This is a genomic window from Flagellimonas marinaquae (genome assembly GCF_003992675.1).
GTDB lineage: Bacteria > Bacteroidota > Bacteroidia > Flavobacteriales > Flavobacteriaceae > Flagellimonas > Flagellimonas marinaquae.
Genome location: NZ_RZMZ01000004.1, coordinates 123,641 through 139,949 on the forward strand (window position 1 = coordinate 123,641; position 16,309 = coordinate 139,949).

10 protein-coding genes and 2 tRNA genes are annotated in these 16,309 nt (G+C 43.5%); 10 read left to right on the forward strand and 2 right to left on the reverse strand.

All coding sequences use genetic code 11. The features are described 5' to 3' along the window. The first annotated feature begins 156 nt into the window (after positions 1-156). Together gyrA and EO130_RS01815 are read left to right on the forward strand one after the other, a co-directional pair. Complete coding sequence (gene gyrA / locus EO130_RS01810) at positions 157-2,679, forward strand: DNA gyrase subunit A (protein WP_127139821.1); 2,523 nt, start codon at positions 157-159, stop codon at positions 2,677-2,679. A gap of 57 nt (positions 2,680-2,736) precedes the next feature. After that, positions 2,737-3,999, forward strand: a complete 1,263-nt coding sequence (locus EO130_RS01815) for a tetratricopeptide repeat protein (RefSeq protein WP_127139822.1) — start codon at positions 2,737-2,739, stop codon at positions 3,997-3,999. 52 nt (positions 4,000-4,051) lie between these two features. On the opposite strand, the gene EO130_RS01820 is transcribed toward EO130_RS01815, so the two are convergent. Further along, the gene (locus EO130_RS01820; RefSeq protein ID WP_127139823.1) at positions 4,052-4,804 is read right to left on the reverse strand and encodes a C40 family peptidase; all 753 of its coding nucleotides are present in this window, start codon (positions 4,802-4,804) and stop codon (positions 4,052-4,054) included. Positions 4,805-4,824: 20 nt separating this feature from the next. Then, complete coding sequence (locus EO130_RS01825; protein ID WP_127139824.1) at positions 4,825-6,000, reverse strand: acetyl-CoA C-acyltransferase; 1,176 nt, start codon at positions 5,998-6,000, stop codon at positions 4,825-4,827. 111 nt (positions 6,001-6,111) lie between these two features. On the opposite strand from EO130_RS01825, the gene EO130_RS01830 reads away from it, so the two are divergent. The 8 genes from EO130_RS01830 to EO130_RS01865 all read left to right on the forward strand — a co-directional run bounded on the left by EO130_RS01830 (position 6,112) and on the right by EO130_RS01865 (position 16,308). After that, complete coding sequence (locus tag EO130_RS01830) at positions 6,112-8,148, forward strand: HD family phosphohydrolase (protein ID WP_127139825.1); 2,037 nt, start codon at positions 6,112-6,114, stop codon at positions 8,146-8,148. 112 nt (positions 8,149-8,260) lie between these two features. Beyond that, positions 8,261-8,344 (forward strand) — tRNA-Ser (locus tag EO130_RS01835). Positions 8,345-8,361: 17 nt separating this feature from the next. Then, positions 8,362-8,436, forward strand: a tRNA-Pro gene (locus tag EO130_RS01840). A gap of 222 nt (positions 8,437-8,658) precedes the next feature. Further along, positions 8,659-9,945 (forward strand): site-specific integrase, encoded by a 1,287-nt coding sequence (locus tag EO130_RS01845; RefSeq protein ID WP_127139826.1) that lies wholly within the window; start codon positions 8,659-8,661, stop codon positions 9,943-9,945. A 173-nt stretch (positions 9,946-10,118) separates the two neighbouring features. Then, on the forward strand, positions 10,119-10,544 hold the full coding sequence (locus tag EO130_RS01850; protein ID WP_127139827.1) for a hypothetical protein: 426 nt from the start codon (positions 10,119-10,121) through the stop codon (positions 10,542-10,544). A gap of 269 nt (positions 10,545-10,813) precedes the next feature. After that, positions 10,814-11,233 carry an HYC_CC_PP family protein gene (locus tag EO130_RS01855; protein WP_127139828.1) on the forward strand — a complete coding sequence of 140 codons (420 nt, stop codon included), beginning with the start codon at positions 10,814-10,816 and terminating at the stop codon, positions 11,231-11,233. A gap of 108 nt (positions 11,234-11,341) precedes the next feature. Beyond that, a complete protein-coding gene (locus EO130_RS01860; RefSeq protein ID WP_127139829.1) occupies positions 11,342-15,094 on the forward strand; it encodes an efflux RND transporter permease subunit in 3,753 nt (1,250 codons plus the stop codon). Beyond that, on the forward strand, positions 15,091-16,308 hold the full coding sequence (locus tag EO130_RS01865; protein ID WP_127139830.1) for a TolC family protein: 1,218 nt from the start codon (positions 15,091-15,093) through the stop codon (positions 16,306-16,308). Before EO130_RS01860 ends, EO130_RS01865 begins: the two co-directional genes overlap by 4 nt. Position 16,309: the final 1 nt, after the last annotated feature.

Genomic DNA, 16,309 nt, shown 5'->3' on the forward strand with positions numbered 1-16,309 from the left:
TTTTGGCGATTTAACAAACCTTTATTATGGCATTGTCCACAATAGCCCAACTGTTGATAATTTTTTTAATAAAGTATTCGCAAAGGGTTATAAAGGCTGCTATTTTCTGTATATTGCCATGATAATTTAACCACAAAATAACAATACAAAATAAGGATGGCGGAAGGAGAAAAGTTAATTCCTATCAACATTGAGGATGAGATGAAATCTGCCTACATTGATTATTCAATGTCGGTCATTGTGTCACGTGCCCTGCCAGATGTTCGTGATGGTTTAAAGCCGGTCCACCGAAGAGTGCTCTACGGAATGCACGACCTAGGGGTGAGGGCCAATAGTTCGCACAAAAAATCGGCCCGTATCGTGGGTGAGGTTTTAGGTAAGTATCACCCACACGGTGATTCTTCCGTTTATGATACCATGGTCCGTATGGCCCAGGAATGGAGCCTTAGGTACATGTTGGTCGATGGTCAAGGTAACTTTGGGTCTGTGGACGGTGACAGTCCTGCGGCCATGCGTTACACCGAGGCCAAAATGCGTAAGATCGCTGAGGAGATGTTGGCCGATATCGATAAGGATACCGTAGACCATCAGCTCAATTTTGATGATACCATCGAGGAGCCAACCGTATTGCCTACCCGTATCCCAAACCTTTTGGTGAACGGGGCATCGGGTATTGCCGTAGGTATGGCCACCAACATGCCTCCACACAATTTGTCGGAAGTGGTGGATGGTACCATTGCCTATATAGACAATAATGATATAGAAATCGATGAGCTAATTACGCACATCAAAGCACCGGATTTTCCAACAGGGGGAATCATTTACGGATATGATGGCGTAAAAGAGGCGTTCCATACAGGTCGAGGCCGTGTAGTAATGCGCGCCAAGGCTACTATTGAAGAAGTGCAAGGGAAGGAATGTATCGTTGTTACCGAAATTCCATATCAGGTCAACAAGGCGGACATGATCAAAAAGACCGCCGACTTGGTCAATGAAAAGAAAATAGAAGGTATATCCAATATTCGTGATGAGTCCGATAGAAACGGAATGCGCATCGTTTATATTCTTAAGCGTGATGCCATTCCGAATATTGTTCTCAATATGCTGTATAAGTATACGGCGCTTCAATCTTCGTTCAGTGTCAATAATATCGCGCTTGTAAAAGGTAGGCCGGAATTGTTGAACCTGAAGGACATCATCTACCATTTTGTAGAGCACAGGCATGAAGTTGTAGTGCGTCGTACTAGGTTTGAGCTGAAAAAGGCAGAGGACCGGGCACATATCTTGGAAGGTCTTATTATTGCCTCCGATAATATCGATGAGGTGATTGCCATTATCCGAGGGTCGGCCAATGTTGAAGAAGCCCGAAACAGTCTGATGGAACGCTTCAAATTGACCGAGGTCCAAGCCAAGGCCATCGTTGAAATGCGTTTGCGCCAATTGACAGGTCTGGAACAGGACAAGTTGCGTGAAGAGCATGCCGAACTGTTAAAAACTATCGAAGACCTTAAGGACATTCTGGAGAAAAAGGAACGCAGAATGCAGATCATCAAAGATGAACTTCTGGAGATCAAGGAGAAATACGGTGATGATAGAAGATCTGAAATCAATTATGCCGGTGGGGATTTGAGCATTGAGGATATGATTCCCGATGAACAAGTGGTCATTACCATTTCCCATGCAGGTTACATCAAAAGAACTCCGCTTTCCGAATACAAGACCCAAAATAGGGGAGGAGTCGGTCAAAAGGCCTCTTCTACCCGTAACGAGGATTTCTTGGAGCACCTCTTTGTGGGAACCAACCACCAGTATATGCTGTTCTTTACCCAAAAAGGGAAATGCTTCTGGATGCGTGTGTTCGAAATTCCGGAAGGAAGCAGGACTTCCAAGGGTAGGGCTATCCAAAACTTGATAAACATTGAGCAGGATGACAAGGTGAAAGCCTTTATCTGTACTCAAGACCTTAAGGATGAGGAATATGTGAACAGTCATTTTGTGATTATGGCCACCAAGAAGGGTACGGTTAAAAAGACTTCTTTGGAGCAATATTCCAGACCGCGACAAAATGGTATCAACGCCATTACCATTCGCGAGGATGATGAGCTTTTAGAAGCCAAACTCACCACGGGTACCAGCCAGATATTCCTGGGACTTAAGTCTGGAAAAGCCATACGTTTTGAGGAATCCAAGACAAGGCCTATGGGAAGAAACGCTTCGGGAGTTAGGGGTATTACCTTGGCCGATGACAAAGATGAGGTCGTAGGAATGGTTTCCGTACATAATTTTGAGGATGATATCTTGGTAGTCTCCGAAAGGGGCTACGGAAAGCGTTCCAACATTGAGGATTACCGTATCACCAACCGTGGCGGAAAAGGAGTGAAGACCATCTCCATTACCGAGAAAACAGGCGGTTTGGTCGCGATCAAGAACGTAACCGATACGGATGACCTCATGATCATCAATAAGTCGGGCATTGCCATACGAATGGGGGTCGAAGATTTAAGAGTGATGGGTAGAGCTACACAAGGGGTACGCTTGATCAATCTTAGAGACAATGATTCCATTGCAGCAGTGGCCAAGGTCGTTAAAGAAGACGATGATGTCGATGAGGTGGACATCCGTGATATCGAGGTTAAAGGAGAAGATGGCACGGCTATTGATGAAAATAGGGACGAATAACAATAATTTGTATATTAAGGAATAATCAGTAAACACTAAATAATTTCAATTTTAAACATGAAAACAAGATTATTAATACTAACAGCCATAGGAGTATCCGCAATGGGTTTTGCCCAAAAGGATGAGATGAAGACGGCGGAAAAGGCTTTAAAGGACGGTGATGCCGCAGCAGCAAAGGCTGCTTTGGTAAGTGCCGCGTCTACCATTGATTCGGCCAAGGAAAAAGATCAGGCCGAGTATTATGCACTTTTGGGAAACGCCAACTACGAATTGGCCAAAAAAGGTGATGTAGCCTCTTTTCAATCCGCTTTGGATGCTTATAACAAGGTAATTGCCGTGGAAGAAGCCAGTGGAAAGGAAAAATATACTTCCGTTGCCAGAGAAAAAATGGGGCAAATGACAGCTGATTTGGTGAATGCCGCAGTAGAGGACAACAACAACCAAAAGTTCGCTGAAGCCGCTGAGAAACTTTACATGGGCTATAAATTAAGCCCACGGGACACAGTTTACTTGTATTATGCTGCGAGTAGTGCCGTAAATGGCCAAAATTATGATGAGGCCCTAAAGTATTACAAAGAGCTTAAGGATCTAGGTTATAATGGTGAATCTGTAACCTACACAGCTGTGAATGTGGAAACTGGAGAAACAGAGACCATGGACAAGGCTACCCGCGACCTTTACGTAAAAGCAGGAACGCACAAAGATCCACAAGAGGAAGTAAGTCCGTCCAAAAAGCCGGAAATCGTTAAGAACATTGCGTTGATATACCAGCAAATGGGTGAGAACGAAAAGGCGATTGCCGCGTATGCCGATGCTAGGGCAGAAAACCCAGACGATGTTAACTTGGTATTGGGTGAGGCCAACCTTCACTACACTATGGGCGATAAGGAAAAGTTCAAGGAGTTGATGGGACAGGCATCTGCCATGGCCCCTGATAATCCAGATTTGCTTTACAACATTGGTGTAATCAATATGGAGCAGGGCAATTTGGAAGATGCAAGGGATGCCTATAAAAAAGCATTGGCCATTGATCCTGGATACATCAATGCTCTTTTGAACCTTTCCACAACCTACGTAAACGAAGGTAATGGTCTTATCGATGAAATGAACGCATTGGGTACTTCAAAAGCTGAAATCGCAAAGTACGATGAGCTTAAGGATAAGAAAGACAGTCTATTTAGGGAAGGTGCTACCGTTTTGGAAGATGCACTACAATCCAATCCAGATAATGAGAGTATCCTTACTCAATTGAAGAATATCTATGGCGCTTTGGGCGACAACGAAAACTTCATGAGAATTAAAAAGCTATTGGGAGAGTAATCAACCATCCCGCGATTCAAAAAAAGAAAGCCCCATATTTTGGGGCTTTTTTTTATATCACTTTTTTAATGACCCGGAGTTGATGGGTGTATAATTTTTCCTCCGTATTGAATATGCCAGTATGGTCTATTCTGTCGATGCGGACATGACCATTCACGTGGATGATGTGGTTGTCCTGCAAAATGATGCCCACATGGTCTATAATACCTTCATTGTCATCAAAAAACGCCAAGTCCCCGGGTTCGCTCTCTTCTATAAAACTCAAGGCTTCGCCTTGCTTGGACTGTTCCATGGCCGTTCTGGCCAATACATATCCATTTATTTTATAGACCATTTGCGTGAAACCAGAGCAATCTATGCCAAAAGGCGTCTTGCCTCCCGCCAAAAATGGCGCTTTGAGGTATAAAATGGCCGTGTTGATCAGACTCTCTTTAGGTTTATGTCCGTGGCAGACGTTTCCTTCGAAGGAATGTTCCAACAAAGCAGGCGCATTGACCATGGAGCCCATCAGAATGGGCAGTAACATACCGTCATGGGTGCAGATATGGGAAATAAGGTCAGCGCATATTTTTTGCGTCTCCAAGGTCTCCAATTCATGATAGATCGGCTCGGAAATGAACGTAAGCTGATTGTTGGCTATCCAACCTTCAAATTTGTCATAAGCAGTTCGTATCCTGCTCCATTTTTTTCTGCTTTCCAAGACTTTGAAATGTTCCCCATACAATAATTGGGATGACATTTCGGCACAATCGTCCGGATTTGTTCTAATGGGAACAATACTCAGAGGACAAATTCCATATTGCATTTACGGTACGGATTGAATCACTAATTTCTTTCCAGAACAATGGACGATGCCCCACCGCCACCATTGCAAATGGCTGCGGCACCCAATTTGGCATTGTTCTGTTCCAATATATTCAACAAGGTAATGGTAATACGGGCGCCAGAGCATCCAAGTGGGTGACCGAGGGATACCGCACCACCGTTTACATTGACATTGGAATCGTTGAGGCCAAGAATTTTCATATTGGCCAATCCCACTACCGAGAAAGCTTCGTTGAACTCAAAATAATCAATATCCTCAATGGAAACTCCCGCACGGTCCAGCGCTTTTGGCAATGCCTTTGCAGGGGCCGTGGTAAACCATTCCGGTTCGTGTGCCGCATCGGCATAACCCTTTATGGTGGCCAATGGGGTAAGTCCCAGCTCCTTGGCTTTATCTTCGCTCATCAGCACCACTGCCGCTGCTCCATCGTTGATGGTGGACGCATTTGCTGCAGTAACGGTCCCATCCTTGGTAAAGGCAGGCCTTAATGCCGGTACTTTTTCCAACTTGATATTTTTGAACTCCTCATCCTCACTGACCACTATGGGCTCTCCTCTGCGTTGGGGCACCTCAACGGGTACTACTTCATTGTTGAACTTTCCAGCTTTCCAAGCTTCAGCAGACCTTTTGTAGGATTGGATGGCATAGGCATCCTGGTCTTCCCTGCTGAATTTATATGTTGTAGCGCAGGCATCGGCGCAGACCCCCATGGCGTTTTGGTCGTAGGCGTCCACAAGGCCGTCTTTTTGCATCCCGTCCACCAAAGTGGTAGGTCCAAATTTGGTTCCGGTCCTCATATAGGCATAGTGCGGTATCAAGCTCATATTTTCCATCCCGCCGGCCACAACAATGGAATTTTCACCCAAAGCAATGGATTGCGCGCCTTGCATGATCGATTTCATTCCTGAGGAACACACCTTGTTCACTGTAGTACAGGGAACTGTGTTGGGAATACCGGCAAAAATAGCGGCCTGTCGCGCAGGTGCCTGTCCAGTGCCGGCCTGTACTACGTTCCCCATCAATACTTCTTCAACCAGTTCTGGATTAAGGCCTATTTTATCCAAAGCCCCTTTTATGGCCACAGCACCCAATTTGGGAGCGGGAACGGTAGACAATGCTCCCATAAAGCTTCCGATTGGGGTTCGTGCGGCGGATACGATTACTACTTTTTTCATATGTGCATTTTTACTCCTGCGAAAATACTAAATTTAAATGCAAACCGTAAGGAGGCATGGCGACCTACTTGTAACATATATTTTCTATTTTTGAAATCAACAGCATAAGGAATGGGAAAAACATTGGATAACGTCTATAAGCACCAATCACTGGTCTACAAGTATTTCCTATATGTGGTTTCGGTGGCTCTGATCGTGTTCTTTTTCCCAAAGGGCGGAAAGTTCAAATACGATTTTCAAAGAGGAAAGCCTTGGCAATATGAAAATTTGTATGCCCCTATCGACTTTTCTATTCAAAAGACCCCCGAAGAAATAGAGGCAGAGAAGTCTGCCATCCGAAAGAACAAAACGGATTACTTTACATATAACACGGCAACCGTATCCGATGTGCAAAGGGAGGTGGCCCAAGAATTGAATGTACTTTTTCAATCGGAATCGTTCAGTTCATCGCAGCGCCAAGCACTCAGAAATCTTGCTGAGGAACTCATCGATGAAATTTACGTCAACGGTGTATTTCAAAACTTACCCGAATCCGAACTTGCCGTAGTGGTGAAGAATAATGAGGCCCAGCCCATGTCGCCAAGTGATTACCTCAATGTGGAAGAGGCCAAAAAGGAGATTTCCCAACGCTTGGTAGATGCGAATATTTCAGGAGCAGCCTCACTACAGGCAATCATAAAGAACAATCTTAGGGCCAATCTGTTCTACGACGAAGTGCTTACCGATAGCGCATTAAACGATGAACTTTCCAAGGTTTCCTATACCAGAGGAGAAGTAGATCAGGGAAAATTGATCATTGCCAAAGGCGAAATCGTGGAACCAGAGGATTTCAAAGTATTGAACTCTCTCAAAAGTGAGTACGAGTCCGAACTTTGGTTGGGAAGCAACTACTATTTCATTTTATTGGGCTATACTATTTTGGTTGCCCTGGTACTGATCATGTTATTTCTTTTCTTGAAAAGATATCGGAACGACATATTTGAAAATAATAACAAGGTAACCTTTATTTTCTTCAACATTCTGTTGATGGTGCTGGCCACGACCCTAATGGTGAAGCATTATGAGAACTATATATACATGGTTCCGCTCTGTATTCTGCCATTGGTCCTCAAAAACTTTTTTGATGCCAGGTTGGGGCTGTTCGTTCATGTATTGACGGTGCTTATTCTTGGTTTTGTGGTCCCGAATAGTTTTGAATACATCTTTTTGCAGATTATTGCGGGAATTGTAACCATTTTGACAGCTTCAGAACTCTATAAAAGAGCCAACCTGTTCATTTCCGTAGGACAGATTACACTGATTTATATCATCGGATACTTTGCATTCCACGCCATCCATGAAGGGAATTTGGAGAACATTGAATGGATACTGTTCGGGGTGTTTGTCCTGAACGGACTGTTGACCCTATTTGCACAGCCCTTGATTTATATGTTCGAAAAGCTCTTCGGACTGGTTTCCGATGTATCCCTTTTGGAACTGTCCGATACCAATTCCAAGCTGCTCAAGGAGTTGTCGGACAAGGCACCCGGTACATTTCACCATTCCTTACAGGTGGCCAATCTAGCCGAGGCAGCAGCCAACGAAATAGGGGCCAATGCGATGTTGGTTAGGGTAGGTGCCCTTTACCACGATATCGGTAAGATGGAGCAGCCTACGTACTTTACGGAAAACCAAATTACCAATGTTAACCCGCATGATGACCTGCCCCCCAAAGAGAGCGCAAAGATTATTATAGATCACGTAATCAATGGAATTGAGATAGCCAGAAAAAATAACCTCCCCGACCGAATTATAGATTTTATCCGTACCCACCATGGGACCACGGTGGTCTATTATTTTTATAAGAAACAGCAAGAATTGGAAAAAGAGGTGGATATGGAGAGTTTTCAATATCCCGGACCCATCCCATTTTCCAAGGAGACGGCCATTTTGATGATGTCTGACGCTGTGGAGGCAGCATCGAAGAGCCTTAAGAACCCCACCTTTGCCATCATCGATGAGTTTGTAGAAAAAATTGTGAAAGGGCAGATGCAGGCCGACCAATACTTGAACGCCAATATTACACTAAAGGAAATCGAGATGGTAAAGAAAGTTCTGAAGCAAAAGCTTACGAATATCTATCATTTGCGGGTGGAATATCCTGAATAGCAGGGCAGTTGTAAAAGTTCCGTCAAAAAAATGGAAAAATAGTTGCGATCTTGTAACTGAAAAGGTACATTTGCATCCGCATTTTCAGAATGCACGTTCATAATAATACAAAGGAGAGGTGCCGGAGTGGTAACGGAGCAGATTGCTAATCTGTCAGCGCGTAAGTGCTGCCTGGGTTCGAGTCCCAGTCTCTCCGCTTTTTCCAAAATACTTCGGGGTGTAGCGTAGCCCGGTTATCGCGCCTGCTTTGGGAGCAGGAGGTCGCAGGTTCGAATCCTGCCACCCCGACAGACATGGTTTTTTTAACAACAAACTAAACCATAAATAATTGAAAACCAGAAAATTAATTTTTTCTGGTTTTTTTTGTTTTGGTCTGAAATCAAGGGTGAGGATGTCCTATATGATGTCCTATTTTTGTCGGGGGAAATTCCTTATCTTGTATTTCCCGATTTGATATTTCGTGTGATTTGACTTTCGCTCAACGGATTGTTCCACTTAAGGCGAAAACACATGAATAGCTCTAATTCATTCAGTATCAGCTTTTGGCTAAAAAAAACGGCCAAAAAAAAAGATGGCCGGATTCCCATTTATGCCCGTATAAGATTTGAGGGCCGCTATTCCGACCTCAGTGTCCATAGATCAACTTTTGAAGAACGATGGTGTCCTATTTTGGGCAAAATCGATCATCGTGCCAATGAAGCGAACAGCATCAACCGATATCTAGACGATGTTCACGCCAAACTCTTGGAGTGCCATCGGCAGTTAATAGGGGAGGGAGCGGTGATCAACGCAAAGATCATCAAATTGCGCTACCTTGGAAAGGACAAGGTGGTCAGGACATTAAAGGATATCATCGAATTCCATCGCACCCATGAAATGCCAAAATTGGCAAAGGGCACGATCAAGAACTACTCGGCCACGGAAACCTACCTAAAACGGTTCGTAAAGAAAAAGTTCAACTCACAGGACATAAGATTGTCCTTTATAGATTATGCCTTTTTGGTCGAATTCGAGAGCTTCCTTAGAAATTGCCCTCCGATCAATAAGGCCCAGCCATTGACCAATAATGGCATCATGAAGCACATGGAGCGGTTCAAGAAATTGGTGGGCATAGCCTTCAAGTTCAGGTGCATCCCCCAAAACCCCTTCAACCAGTACAACATGAAGTTCGAGGATTACGACAGTGATTTTTTGGAAGAGGCCGAAATACAACGCTTGATTTCCACTAAAATCAAGGATAGCGGCAAGGCCATTGTAAAGGATATATTTCTTTTTGCCTGTTATACAGGCCTAAGCTATATTGAGGTCAAGCTCTTAAAGAGAAGTGATATTGTAACAGGAATAGATGGAGAAGAGTGGATCAATGTCAAACGGAAAAAGACCAAGACACCTGTAAGGATTCCCCTGCTGTATCATGCCAAGGCCATATTGGACAAGTATTCCGGTCATGCCAATGTCGATAATGACCATACGTTATTGCCTGTATATTCCAATCAAAAAGTAAACAAATACCTAAAGGTGATTGCCACCAAGGCACAAATCGATAAGCACCTGACCTTTCATGTGGCCAGGCACACTTTTGCGACCACTATTACCCTAATGAACAATGTTCCCTTGGAAACGGTATCCAAGCTATTGGGGCACACCAAACTATCGACCACCCAAAAATATGCAAGGGTGGTGGAGAAAAAGATCAGCAAGGATATGGCCCAGTTGAAAGCGGTTCTCGAAAAAAGTCCCGAAAAGGAAGTAGTGAATGGCCAGAAACCTGGGGCCAACCTGCGGATCATAAGATAAAATTTAATAGCTTAACCAATATCATCGAAAGCTAAGCCCGCAAAAGTTTGTCGGACAAGGGACGGCATAAAGCCGCTCCTTTGTCCCTTTTTATTCCGTTTCCTTGCCGCTCCAAAATTTTGTCTACCACTTGTTACATGCTCAAATATTGTTTAATTAAAAATTCATTTAACATGGAAACAAAAACAAAAGAGACCGGAACCAAGAAAACGGTAACAAGACAAAAAGCATCCAACAAGGATGTCAAAGACCAACTGACCAAGGAGGCTACTGGTAACGCCAATGGTACTGAAAAGACCAAAGAAGCCAAGGCACCGGTGGTGGTTCCCAAAATCAGCATCGACAGCCGGATCCAGAAGTTTGAAAAGTTGAGAGGCTTGGCGACCAACAGGGAACGCCTGAACCAGACCCTTGGAGAACTCACCAAGTTCAACTACAACCAGGACGGTTCCAGTTCATTTTACATCAGGGATTCCCATGGATTGGAATTCAAGACAACCAACAGCAATCTCATCAATTTGGTGACCACACAATTGCAGAATACCTTGGAGGAACGAAAGTCGGAGTTTGAGCAGGAGATTCTTGCATTCGAACTATAATAGATCAAAAAATCTCAAAACCCATTCGATAATTCGGATGGGTTATTTTTTTGTCAATCCAAAACTGCAAATGCAATTTTATTGACAAATAAAAATCGTCCAATAAATAGCCCGACAAAAGGGAGGGTTACACATATAACAACAGCTTTTGTTTTTCAAGGTTTTTTTGCGACATAAAACATTCCCTTATAAAACTTTTCATCGATTGATTGCCTTAAACTTAACTTAAAGTAATGCGGTTAATTCCAAAATTTTGTAATTTTGCAACGATGAAAGAGGTTTTCCATAAAATATTATCTATTTCGATGGCTTTTGTAGTGATGTTCTCTACAATGTCATTTACTGTGGATATGCATTATTGTGGGGACAATTTGGTCGATTTTAGTTTATTCTCAAAAGCTGAAGGTTGTGGAATGGAAAAAGCACAACCAGTTAAAAGTTGTGAGAATCCTAAAATGACTGAGAAATCTTGTTGTTCTGACGAGCAAATTGTAAAGGAAGGCAAAGACGACCTTAAAATATCTTTTGACACGCTTTCTTTTGAGCAGCAAACGTTCATCGCTGCTTTTACATACTCTTATATAAACCTATTTGAAGGAACCGAATCTGAAGAAGTTCCTTTTGAAGATTACCCGCGACCCTTTGTCAAACGGGATGTGCAAGTGCTGCACCAGACTTTCTTAATTTGATTTGTTAGATTTTTTGAATGAAGCCCAATAGCTATGCTGTAGTGGGCTAAAACTCGTGTTTGCCATATTCTGCAACACGTAATTCCAATTATCTAATAATCAAATGCTATGCTGAATAAGAGCATTAAATTTCTCATAGAAAACAAACTTGTTGCCGTTCTACTACTTGCCCTATTCGTGGGTTGGGGCGTGGTCAACGCACCCTTTAATTGGGAAACGGGCTTTTTACCTACAGACCCAGTTGCCGTTGATGCCATACCTGATATTGGCGAGAACCAGCAAATTGTTTTTACCAAGTGGCAAGGGCGCTCGCCACAGGACATTGAAGACCAAATCACATATCCTCTTACCACTTCGCTTCTCGGTATTCCAGGCGTGAAAACCATCCGTAGTTCTTCTATGTTTGGATTTTCAAGCATCTATATCATTTTTGAAGAAGACATCGAGTTCTACTGGTCACGCAGTCGCATACTTGAAAAACTGAACTCACTTCCTGCAAACCTATTACCTGATGGTGTCAATCCATCATTAGGGCCAGATGCCACAGGTCTTGGACAGATATTTTGGTACACGCTGGAAGGTCGTGATAAAGATGGCAACGTTACTGGCGGTTGGGATTTACAGGAATTGCGTAGTATTCAGGATTACTATGTGAAATATGGGTTATCATCTGCAAGCGGTGTTTCTGAAGTGGCTTCCATAGGTGGGTATGTTCAGGAATACCAAGTGGATATTGACCCAGAAAAAATGCGCCAGTACAATGTAAGTATGGGCGATGTGGTCAAGGCTGTAAAGCAGAGCAATCAGGACATAGGCGCACAAACCCTCGAAATCAATCAAGCTGAATATCTCGTGCGCGGATTGGGTTATGTAAAATCTATCGCAGATATCGAAAATGCCGTGGTTGATTCAGAAAACTTTACTTCTATTCGTATCAAGGACGTGGCAAATGTTCATTTGGGACCTGCTACCAGACGTGGAATTCTCGACAAGGAAGGTGCCGAAGTCGTAGGTGGTGTCGTAGTTGCTCGCTACGGTGCAAATCCGCTGGAAGTCATTAACAATGTTAAGGCACAAATTGCTGAAATAAGCGCTGGACTTCCCACAAAAACATTGAAAGATGGTCGCACTTCACAAGTAACCATCGTACCGTTTTATGACCGTACCGAACTCATACAAGAAACGTTGGGCACGCTCAACGAAGCCTTGACTTTGGAAATCTTGATTACCATTTTGGTCATTATCATAATGGTGTTCAACCTACGTGCATCCATCCTTATTTCAGGATTGTTGCCCGTAGCCGTCTTGATGGTTTTTATCACGATGAAGCTCTTTAATGTAGATGCAAACATCGTCGCCCTTTCGGGTATTGCCATTGCCATCGGTACAATGGTGGACGTAGGCGTGATACTCGCCGAAAATATGATTCGGCACTTGGAAGATAAAAAGTTACGCCTTAATGAAAACGGTAACGAGTACACAACGAACGAAATCATCTACAACGCAACGGCTGAAGTTTCTGGTGCTATTCTAACAGCTGTTTTAACGACTATTATTAGTTTCCTGCCTGTATTCACGATGATTGGTGCCGAAGGAAAACTGTTCCGCCCGCTTGCATTTACTAAAACAATGGCACTCACGGCATCCCTTATCATTGCGCTGTTTATAATTCCACCCATTGCGGCATTCCTTTTCCGTAAGACGAATGTGCGTGAACGGACACAGCATGCCATCAATGGCTTACTTGTTTTATTGGGAATTCTCGCCATCGTTTACGGCTTTTGGTTGGGGCTAATTCTTATCGCTTTTGCTGCAACATCATTTTTAAAAATGCGCGATACGCTTTCGCGAAAGCGTAAAAACCTTCTGTACATCATCATTTCATCGGTCGCCATCGTATTCCTACTCGCTACCTATTGGCGACCATTAGGCTTTGACCGAAGTATTGTGATGAACTTGATATTTGTGTCCATTATCTGTTTTGGACTACTTGGTGTGTTCTCGATTTTCAGGATATACTATGAGCGTATTTTGCGATGGGCACTTCAAAACCGATATCTATTCTTAATCGTTCCGGCTACGGTGCTCACGTTGGGTATCATTATTATGCGAAACACAGGCAAAGAGTTTATGCCAGCGCTGAATGAAGGTTCATTCTTGCTGATGCCTACATCCTTACCACACGCAGGCGTTGAAGAAAACAAACGTGTTCTACAACAACTTGATATGGCTGTGGCGAGCATCCCTGAAATCGAAACCGTAGTAGGAAAAGCGGGAAGAACGGAAAGCGCACTCGACCCAGCACCGCTCTCGATGTATGAGAATGTCATTCAGTATAAATCGGAATATATGCGGAATAGTTATGGCGAGCGACAACGCTACAAGGTCAATGACGATGGATTATTTGTACTGAAGAATAACAAATTCATTATCAACCCAAACAATGAGATAGATGAAGGCGTCAACTATGCCGAAACATCGCTAAAAACGACTGCTACACGCGAAGACTTGATTGAAGATGACGATGGCGAGTACTACCGAAACTGGCGACCGGACATTGAAAGTCCAGATGATATTTGGAACGAGATAGTTCGAGTAACCAAATTACCAGGCGTTACATCGGCACCCAAGCTGCAACCTATCGAAACACGACTGGTAATGCTACAAACAGGTATGCGCGCACCTATGGGCATCAAGGTAAAAGGTCCCGATTTAAAGTCTATTGAAAGTTTTGGACTGGAATTGGAAGATATCCTAAAACAAGCCGAAGGCGTTAAGGAACAAGCTGTTTTTGCAGACCGAATCGTGGGCAAACCCTACTTGCTCATAGATATTAAGCGAGACCAATTGGCTCGATATGGTGTGTCCATAATGGAAGTTCAGGAAATCCTTCAAGTGGCCGTGGGCGGAATGCCACTCACGCAAACTGTTGAAGGTCGTGAGCGTTATGCGGTGCGTGTGCGTTATCCACGAGAGTTACGGGCAGACCCAGACGACCTTAAAAATATCTATGTTCCAGTGGAAAAAGGTAGCCCTGTACCGTTGGGCGAATTGGTAGATATACGCTACGAACAAGGTCCACAAGTCATTAAAAGTGAAGACACTTTTCTAATTGGCTACGTGCTGTTTGATAAACTCGACGGCTTTGCCGAAGTGGATGTGGTAGAAAATGCCCAAGCGCTGATTCAACAAAATATTGATAAGGGTTCGCTGGTCGTACCACAGGGCGTGAGCTATCGTTTTACGGGAACATATGAAAATCAGTTACGGGCAGAAAAAACGCTATCGGTTGTCGTACCGCTTTGTTTGCTCGTCATTTTCTTGATTTTGTATTTCCAGTTCAGGTCCGTCTCTACGTCTCTTATGGTGTTTACTGCAATCGCCGTGGCCTTTGCAGGTGGCTTTATAATGATATGGCTGTACGGGCAAGATTGGTTTTTCAACTTCGGCTTTTTTGGCGAAAATCTGCGGGACTTGTTCAATATGAAAACCATCAATTTAAGTGTGGCCGTTTGGGTAGGTTTTATTGCCCTCTTCGGTATTGCTACGGATGATGGTGTGGTAATGGCCACCTATTTAGACCAATCTTTCAAAAGCAACGAACCAGACAATAAAAAGGGCATTCGTCTCGCCACTTTGGAAGCCGCAGGTAAACGCATTCGTCCATGTTTAATGACTACTGTAACTACGGTGTTGGCACTACTTCCCGTACTCACATCCACAGGAAAGGGAAGCGATATAATGATACCGATGGCAATTCCCATTTTTGGCGGAATGATAATCGATGTCACGTCCTATTTCCTATTGCCAGTCCTGTACAGCTGGAAAAAGGAATACCAACTTAAAAAAGCAAACAGATGAAAAAATTAAAATATATACTGGTGTTCTTGTTTGTTACTGCTTTCGCGAAAGCGCAACAATTACAATCCTACATTCAGGAAGCTGAAGCCAACAATCCAGAAATTCAAGCCTTTGAATTGCGATACAACATCGCCGAAGAAAAGGTAAACGAAGCCAACTGGATTCCAAATACCGAAGTAAGTGCCGGCTACTTTGTGAGCGAGCCTGAAACAAGAGTGGGTGCGCAACGTGCACGAATAGGCGTAAAACAGATGTTGCCGTGGTTCGGTACTATTACAGCTCGTGAAAATTATGCCACCGCAATGGCAGATGCCGAATATGTGGACATTACGATTGCAAAGCGTAAGCTGGCACTTTCGGTCGCACAATCCTATTATCGTCTATTTGCCATAAGAGCCAAGCAAGCCGTACTGGATGAAAATATACAGCTACTGGAAACCTACGAACGACTTGCACTCACATCTGTAGAAGTGGGCAAAGCGAGTGCCGTAGATGTGTTGCGACTTCAGATTAGACAAAATGAATTACAACAACAAAAGGAAGTGCTGGAAGAAGAATTTACAGCAGAACAAACGACTTTTAACAATTTGCTCAACCGTGATGCAATGATGACGGTTGACGTTGTTCCAGAAATGGAAATTCCACAGGAAGACCCATTTTATACTAATGAAGCGCTATCACTCAATCCCGAACTGCTCAAATATGACAAACTCTATGAATCGGTAGCACAATCTGAACTGCTCAACCAGCGCGAGAGTTTGCCTATGATTGGTTTTGGTTTAGACTACCTGCCCGTAACGGAACGCAGCGATGTCAATTTCAGCGATAATGGGAAAGATGTATTGATGCCGATGGTGTCGGTTTCCATCCCCATTTTCAACAATCGCTACAAATCCATTTCAAGGCAAAATGAACTGCGACAGCAAGAAATAGAAACCCAACGGGAACAGCGATTGAATGTGCTGGAATCCGCTTTCGCGAAAGCGCAATCACAACGTAACCAAGCACGCATAGCATACAACACACAAGCTCGTAACCTGAAACAAGCCAAAGATGCCGAAGAAATTCTGGTAAAGAACTATGAGACCGTCACTATCGATTTTAATGATGTGCTGGACATTCAGGAATTGCAATTAAAGTTTCAAATAAACCAAATAGAATCTGTGAAGACCTACTATGTGCAAAGTACAATCATTAATTATTTAATTAAGTAAA

Coding starts and splice junctions, on each gene's coding strand:
- EO130_RS01855 (WP_127139828.1), top strand. CDS start 10,814: ATGAAAGAGGTTTTCCATAAAATATTATCTATTTCGATGGCTTTTGTA.
- gyrA (WP_127139821.1), top strand. CDS start 157: ATGGCGGAAGGAGAAAAGTTAATTCCTATCAACATTGAGGATGAGATG.
- EO130_RS01865 (WP_127139830.1), top strand. CDS start 15,091: ATGAAAAAATTAAAATATATACTGGTGTTCTTGTTTGTTACTGCTTTC.
- EO130_RS01815 (WP_127139822.1), top strand. CDS start 2,737: ATGAAAACAAGATTATTAATACTAACAGCCATAGGAGTATCCGCAATG.
- EO130_RS01850 (WP_127139827.1), top strand. CDS start 10,119: ATGGAAACAAAAACAAAAGAGACCGGAACCAAGAAAACGGTAACAAGA.
- EO130_RS01825 (WP_127139824.1), bottom strand. CDS start 6,000: ATGAAAAAAGTAGTAATCGTATCCGCCGCACGAACCCCAATCGGAAGC.
- EO130_RS01830 (WP_127139825.1), top strand. CDS start 6,112: ATGGGAAAAACATTGGATAACGTCTATAAGCACCAATCACTGGTCTAC.
- EO130_RS01845 (WP_127139826.1), top strand. CDS start 8,659: ATGAATAGCTCTAATTCATTCAGTATCAGCTTTTGGCTAAAAAAAACG.
- EO130_RS01820 (WP_127139823.1), bottom strand. CDS start 4,804: ATGCAATATGGAATTTGTCCTCTGAGTATTGTTCCCATTAGAACAAAT.
- EO130_RS01860 (WP_127139829.1), top strand. CDS start 11,342: ATGCTGAATAAGAGCATTAAATTTCTCATAGAAAACAAACTTGTTGCC.